This window comes from Comamonas testosteroni (genome assembly GCF_000761245.1).
In the GTDB taxonomy this organism is placed as follows: domain Bacteria; phylum Pseudomonadota; class Gammaproteobacteria; order Burkholderiales; family Burkholderiaceae_C; genus Comamonas; species Comamonas testosteroni_C.
This window is the reverse complement of sequence record NZ_AWOR01000010.1, coordinates 1-462: the sequence shown is the minus strand read 5'-3', so window position 1 is coordinate 462 and position 462 is coordinate 1. Positions and strand designations below refer to the sequence as shown.

At 60.4% G+C, this 462-nt stretch carries 1 pseudogene; it reads left to right on the top strand.

The annotated features are described in order from the left end of the window. A pseudogene (locus tag P353_RS04120) lies at positions 1-428 on the top strand (TolC family protein); the annotation flags it as partial. Between the last annotated feature and the right edge of the window lie 34 nt (positions 429-462).

The following is a 462-nucleotide window of genomic DNA, read 5'->3' as shown; positions in this document are numbered from 1 at the left end:
CTCTGCCTGCACAGCGTCAGCTGGCTGACGCGGGTGTGCAACTGGCCGATCAGCGTCGTCTGGCTACCCAAATGGCGGTATTGACACAGCTGCATGTGGCGCGTCTGCAGTTTGCAAATGCCGTGCGCCAATATGAAAGAGCGCAGACCATTGCCTCGGTGGACCAGCGCCTGTCCGAGCATGTGAACAACCAGGTGCAGGCCGACAAGCTCAATGCGCTTGAGCGGGTCTCCCAGCAGACCGCCACCATTCTTTCCGTGCTGCGCCGGTATCAGGCCCAATCCAATATGCAGGCCGCCAGCTCCCGCCTGCAAGCGACTCTGGGCATGGAGCCCGTGATCGAAGGCTCGGACAGCATGCCCTTGCCTGAACTCACACAGGCCGTGGGTAAATCGCTGCAAAGCTGGGACGCAGGTCAATTCCAATGAAGTCTTGCGTGTCTCCCTTGATTCTGGGCCTGGC